Consider the following 6,073-nt stretch of genomic DNA (forward strand, 5'->3'; position numbering starts at 1 on the left):
CGGCCGTGATCCGCTGGCTGTTCTTGGGGCGGGACTGCCCGGCAACGGTGTACTGGGAGATGGGGCACTTCACGAGGCGGGCGCTGGTTCGGGCGTGGAACGCGCACGCTACCAAGCCGAACGGGCCGAGCGAGCCTTCAGCCAAGTCGAACCGGAGAACCGGCTCGTCGCCCGCACCCTCGAAGCCCGCTGGGAGGCGCGGCTTGCCGAACTCGCCGAGACCGAACAGGCGCTGGCCGAGCTCCGCGCCCACCAACCCGACCTGCCCGACCGCGCCGCCCTCGAACAACTCGTCGGGGACGTCGAAGTCCTCTGGCACGCGCCGACCACCACCGACCGGGATCGCAAGCGCCTGTTGCGCACACTGATCTGCGACGTCACGGTGCTGCCCGAACCAGTCCGCGAGCAGATCCAGCTCGGCGTGCGCTGGCGCACCGGCGCCACCGACACCCTGGTCTTCCCCACCCATCCACCCCGCCCCGAGCCCGCCGCTGTCCACCTCATCCGCGAACACGGCACCACGCTGCCCGACGCTGAACTGGTCGACCTGCTCAACTCCCGCGGGCTGACCACCGCCCGCGGGAAACCCTTCACCATCGCCTCAATGCGCTCGACCAGGCAAAACCACCACCTCCCCGCCCCCAGCACCCCGCGCCCCGACGAGATCACCGTGTCCCAGGCCGCACGAATCCCCGGGATCAACCCCAGCGCGGTCTATCGCTGGATCACCCACGGCCAGCTCACCGCTCGCCACACCCCCGTCGGACGCCTGTGCATCCCCTGGAACCCGACCACCGAGGCCGCTTGCCGGTCTCTGATCGCAGCCTCACCGCAGATCAAACCCCAGCCATCGCACATCACTTCAGGAGGGGCAGTATGAAGGCCGCATCTCGATCCGGCCGGCGGTACCGGTGTACTGGCGTTGTACCCCGCCGACATGCTGCCTTTCTTCACGAAGCCGGTCTCGTCCACGATGAGAACGCCGTCGTTGCCGAGGCGGTCGACCACGTAGGCGCGGACGTCGTCACGGACGGCGTCGGCATCCCAGCGGGCATAGCGCAGCAGGCGCTGCATCGGCCCGGGCCGGGCGTGACCGGCCTGTTCAGCCAGTTGCCAGCAGTTCTTCCGCTCGGTAGCCGACAGCAGCCCGAGCACGTAGGCGCGGGCCTTGGCCCGAGGCTCAACTCGGCCGAACCGCCCGGCGATACGAGCCATGGCCTGGTCGAACAACACCCGCCAGCGGGCAGGGTCTACGCTATGGCCCGCGGCCACCGCACGATCTTCGTTTGTCCACACACCAACCGATGATCACGCGGTGGCCGTACCCGTTCCCAGGTGGGTCCGCCACAAGATCGCGAAGTCAGACTGGAGTACTAAACTCCCGCCGCATCCAGGAACGGCTCGGCTTCCTCAGCCCGATCGAGGCCGAGCAGGCGACGGCCGAACCAACGAATCTGAACACCCATCAACCCCTGCTGACCAGCTGATCAGCACCTCCCGCATGACGGGGGAACCTCACTACGCCGAGGCCCTGGCTGCAGCCCCTACCCGGGAATCTTCTGAATTCACTCCTAAAATCCACAAAAAGGGGAGCCGTCACCCAGGGAGATCCAGTCTTCACATCAATGCATCGCACGCCATCGTTGATGCCGCAAATGCACCACACGGTGTTTTCCGGACGCAGATCGTTAGGCGCCCGTACGCGGTCGCAGCAGTGCCAGCCAGTCCGAGTGAACAGGCAGCGAGTACAGCTACCGCCACCCTTACCGGCCATTTCATTAAAAGCCTGCCCCGGTACTCCTGCGAGTATTCGGATGAACCAGCAGAGTAAACCCTATCGGGACGCTTTCGGGTTCAGTAGAGTCAAATGACTCTACTTGTTATGTGACATTCTGCACAACACGGTGCTCGCGGCAGGGCGTGGTCAGGTGGCCTGAGAAGTTGCCGTATTCCCGTTATGACCGTCAGATCTCCGCTCGCGAGGACTGGCACACTGCGTTGATACGGAGCGATGCAGCCTCGGGCAGAGAGGGTTTCGGCCCGCTTGGGGATGGCGTCCAGCCAGGTGGTGTAGGGGATCAAGCCACCGGAATCCGCAGGCCAGGGACGGTGGCCCCGCCCGATCGGGTGTCCAGCTCGCCTTACCGGCACGCTTCGTGGGCTGTCGCCAACAGGCAGATCGCCGTGGGCCTCGAACCGGAACGCGCAGCGCTTGATCCCCTACACCACGTCGCGGGACACGACCCGCTTGGGGCCCTCGATCACTGGTAAACATGCAGGTCATGAACTGGAAGACCTCCAGGCAGGGACCGAAGGGTCTGTAGTTCGGAGGTATGGTCCGTGTGCGTGTCGCCCGCGCGTCCGCTTCAGTCACATGTGCGCAGCGTACTCATAAGTTGGAGATCTCAGTCTCTATGGCGTTTGAGAGTTTCGGGACCCATGTGACCTGAGAACATTCAGGACCGGCGAGGGAGCGACGAAGGCGATCCGTGTAGAGTCCGTCCCTCCCTAGTGGCCGGAACCTGAGAGCTTGAGCGTCGTTGCCAGCGCCCATCGACCGCCGATGGATGCGCGCGTGCCAGGTGCAGTTAAAGGTTACGCCCCTCCGGCTCCGGCCGAATGTGGGCATTCACTTAACGAGCGTTGTCGAGTGCCGCCTAGCAGAGAGCGAAGAGACCGGAGGGACCAGAAAGCTGATAGACCGCCACGCAAGTGGACTGCCAACATGCCCGGCTCTGGTTCTAGACTCTCTCCCGAAACGCAGTCCCTCCGGTCCCTGATCCCATACAGAGAGTCTGTACCACACAGGGCTGGCAGGAATACAACGAACCAGACCTCCTCAGAAGGACCTACGCGTGCTTGGCTCCGGTGTGACTAGAGCGCCCGCAATAAGTGCGAGGTCTGCCACGCCCCACGCCATCGCCCGCCGGTGCGCCGAACGGAGGTGGCCAGTCCATCGATTCGCTGCAGGTCGCAAAACCCCCGCCGTGGGCTGCCCGGCTTGCCGGCATCAGCACCGTCCGCCGGCAAGCCGGGCAGGCCTCCCCGCTGATCCTCCGTGCCACGGATTCCACGCCACGACCACCAACATCGAGGACAGCACCTGGTGGTCAGGCAATCCCGCCTGGGGAGTTGGTGTTGCCCGCCGGGAGGCGGACCTGATCGTGCTCGACGTCGACGCGCAGTACACGCCGGTCCCTAACCGCTCCATCAACCTCCAGGGACTGGCGTCAGGTTTCGACACCATCGCTCATCTGGCAGCGCTGCGCCGACAACTCGGCCAAACCCAGGACGACAACACCTTGCGCGTGCACACTCCATCCGGGTTGCACACCTGGCATCGAACGCCCAGTCAGGCCACAGGGTTTCGCTGCTCCACTGGATCAACTACCAGGGTCACTCTGGTGTGGCAGGCCGCTGTATGGGCCAACCGCTGCTACATCAGCGCCCCCACCACCCGCACCGCCCGGGGCACTTGCGTTTGCGAGGGCTCCTCTCGTCTGCCGACACTCCTGCCCGAAGGGCTGGACCCCCGGGTCCGCCCCCGAGCTACGGTCTCCCAACTGCGCCACCACAGCAGCTCGGATAGCGGTCAGCGCGTCCTGAACTTTTTGATCATGGAGGTAGTGCGTGCCAACGCTTGAAGGCGCGGCCTGCACCGAAAAGCTCAATAGGGCCGCCTACGCCGCCGGAGGACTCACATCTGCCGGACATCTCGACGAACGCACCGCGCGAGCCTTGCTGTTCACAGTGGCCACGGCTGCACTTCCCCGGCAGAACACTCCCGACGAACGCATCGCCTTCGCCGTCGGATCCGCACGCCCGCTCCACCTCGAAGGACGCTCATGAGCAGCGCCGAAACACCGCGCTTCGACGTCAGTGCCGCCGCTCAGCAGATGCTGGACCTCGAACGCGCAGCCCGTTTGCGCGCAGCGCTCCCAGCACAGGTCAGCATCACGCCGGTGGCAGCGCCTTCGTTGGCGCAGCCCGGGCCTCTGCCCGGCACGCTCACTGACCGAGGCAACGCCAAGCTCTTTGTGGAGCTTTACCGTGACCAGTTCCGCCATGTCGAGGCCCTGGGCTGGTTCTCATGGGACGGTTACCGCTGGAGGCGCAACGGCGGCGAAAAGGCGGCGTTGTGGGCTGCCGGCGAAATGGCCGAAGGCCTGCCAGGTACCGACCCGCGTGGCTTGTTCAGCGACCGCGACCTCTACCTGCACAAGAAGCGCACACTGTCGACGACCGGCATCAAGGCCCTCCTCACCCAAGCCAAGGCTTCCCCAGACCTCTCCCTCGACCCCGACATCCTCGACGGCGATCCCTACTCGCTGTGCACTCCTGCTGGCGTCGTCGATCTGAACACCGGCCTGCTGCGCAAGTCAGACCCCGCCCGGGACTTCCACTCCCGTGCCACCAGCGTCGCTCCTCAGCCAATCGAGACCCCGCGCTGGCACCGCTTCCTGTACGACACCTTCGGCGACGACGCCGAAGGTCAGGAAATGATCGACTTCCTGCACTTGCTGTTGGGCTACTCCATCACCGGTGACGTCGGTGCCCAGGTTCTGCCCTTCCTCCACGGCCACGGCAAGAATGGCAAGAGCGTCCTCCTCGACACCATGATCCAAATCCTCGGCGACTACGCGGACGCCGCCCCACCGGGCTTCCTCATGGACCGCGGCGCATTCTCCGAGCACTCCACTGAACTCACCGAACTCCACGGACGCCGACTCATCGTCTGCAGCGAACTTAAGCCCAACGACAAGTTCGATGAAGCCCGTGTCCGGCTTCTGACCGGCGGCGACAAGATAAAAGCCCGCCGGATGCGGCAGGACTACTTTTCCTTCACCCCCACCCACCACCTGTGGCTGCTCGGCAACCACCGCCCCGAGGTCTCCACCGGCGGCTTCGCCTTCTGGCGCCGAATCCGTCTGCTGCCCTTCGAGCGTACTGTCCCCGATCACCGCAAGATCGACAATTTAGCCTTCGAGCTTGTCCGCGACGAAGGCCCCGGCATCCTGCAGTGGCTCATCCAAGGCGCCCGCCGCTACCTCACCACCCGTGACAATCTCGAAGGCCCCGACCGCGTCCGCATCGCCACCACGGCATACGCGAACACTGAAGATCACATCGGCCGCTTCCTGACCGAATGCTGCACCCGTGACGTCGATGCCCAACCGGACCTCCGCGTCGAGCAAGGCCTCCTCTACACCACTTACGTCTCCTGGTGCAGCGCCGGCGAAGGCATCCGCCCCGCTGGCGCGCGCGCCTTCGCCACCCGCGTCCGGCAGGAAGTCGGCCTCACCTCACCCGCCGATATGATCAAATCAAACGGCCGCAAGTATTACCCTTGCCTCGCGTTGTTGGACAAGCCCTCATGAGCCAACACCGCACCGCCCCAACCATCGGCATAGCATGCCCCCTACACACGTCCACTCACCCGGCCTACCATGAATCTGCTGGGTCAGACTCACCGCCAGGAAGCAGGCCACCCCACGAGACAAAGCGCCATCCAGCCCGGTACGCAGAGGAGAGGCAACAGCCATGAGTGCGCTACTGAGCGAGGCTGACCTCACCCACGAAGCACAGGTGGTGTGGCTGGAGAACCCCGAAAACCTTGACTACGTCCGCCAGGCCCTAGATAAGACACCCCGACGCCGTAAGAAACCCCGCTACGACCGCGACGGTCGCATGGTCGGCTACGCCGAACTCGACGACCACGCCGAAGCAGATCCCGACAGCGGTCTTTACCGCCGTCGTGTCTTCTTCCTCCTCCCACACGACCGCGACACTGAGCCCGAAGGCCTTTACCAGCAAGGCGCCCCCGGAGAAGCCGTCGATCCTCGCACCATCAACGTCAGAAAGGTGGGGGAGAAAACCCCCCGCTCACAGATGGGAGGGTCGGTGCAGTCTTCGGCCCTGTCTCACACTCGGTGGTGACGGAGGGTCTGTCCAGCCAACGGCCCTGTCTCACATTCGGCGGTAACAGGCGGTGATGATGGTTACCTGTAGCGATTTGCCCAGCTCAACCGCCTGTCGGCATCTGGATGATGAGCTCGCCACAGGCAGCGAAGCG

The 6,073-nt window shown here is 64.7% G+C and carries 3 protein-coding genes and 2 pseudogenes; 4 read left to right on the forward strand and 1 reads right to left on the reverse strand.

From position 1 onward, the window contains the following. Positions 1-880 (forward strand): annotated as a pseudogene (locus ABZ453_RS50075) (hypothetical protein); the annotation flags it as partial. A 9-nt stretch (positions 881-889) separates the two neighbouring features. Here the strand turns inward: ABZ453_RS50075 and ABZ453_RS50080 are convergent. After that, positions 890-1,215 (reverse strand): annotated as a pseudogene (locus tag ABZ453_RS50080) (transposase); the annotation flags it as partial. A 1,655-nt stretch (positions 1,216-2,870) separates the two neighbouring features. Between ABZ453_RS50080 and ABZ453_RS50085 the strand changes: the two are divergent. The 3 genes from ABZ453_RS50085 (at position 2,871) to ABZ453_RS50095 (ending at position 5,937) form a co-directional block, all read left to right on the forward strand. Then, entirely contained in the window at positions 2,871-3,644 is a 774-nt protein-coding gene (locus ABZ453_RS50085; RefSeq protein WP_359026615.1) for a bifunctional DNA primase/polymerase, read from the forward strand. 201 nt (positions 3,645-3,845) lie between these two features. Then, on the forward strand, positions 3,846-5,378 hold the full coding sequence (locus ABZ453_RS50090) for a phage/plasmid primase, P4 family (protein ID WP_359026611.1): 1,533 nt from the start codon (positions 3,846-3,848) through the stop codon (positions 5,376-5,378). 163 nt (positions 5,379-5,541) lie between these two features. Next, entirely contained in the window at positions 5,542-5,937 is a 396-nt protein-coding gene (locus ABZ453_RS50095; RefSeq protein WP_359026613.1) for a DUF6009 family protein, read from the forward strand. Positions 5,938-6,073 lie beyond the last annotated feature (136 nt).

This window comes from Streptomyces sp. NPDC005799, from assembly GCF_040630525.1.
Taxonomy (GTDB): Bacteria; Actinomycetota; Actinomycetes; order Streptomycetales; family Streptomycetaceae; genus Streptomyces; species Streptomyces griseorubiginosus_B.

Bases quoted from the DNA above. Each gene is read 5' to 3' on its own strand.
- ABZ453_RS50095 (WP_359026613.1), top strand. From the start codon at position 5,542: ATGAGTGCGCTACTGAGCGAGGCTGACCTCACCCACGAAGCACAGGTG.
- ABZ453_RS50090 (WP_359026611.1), top strand. From the start codon at position 3,846: ATGAGCAGCGCCGAAACACCGCGCTTCGACGTCAGTGCCGCCGCTCAG.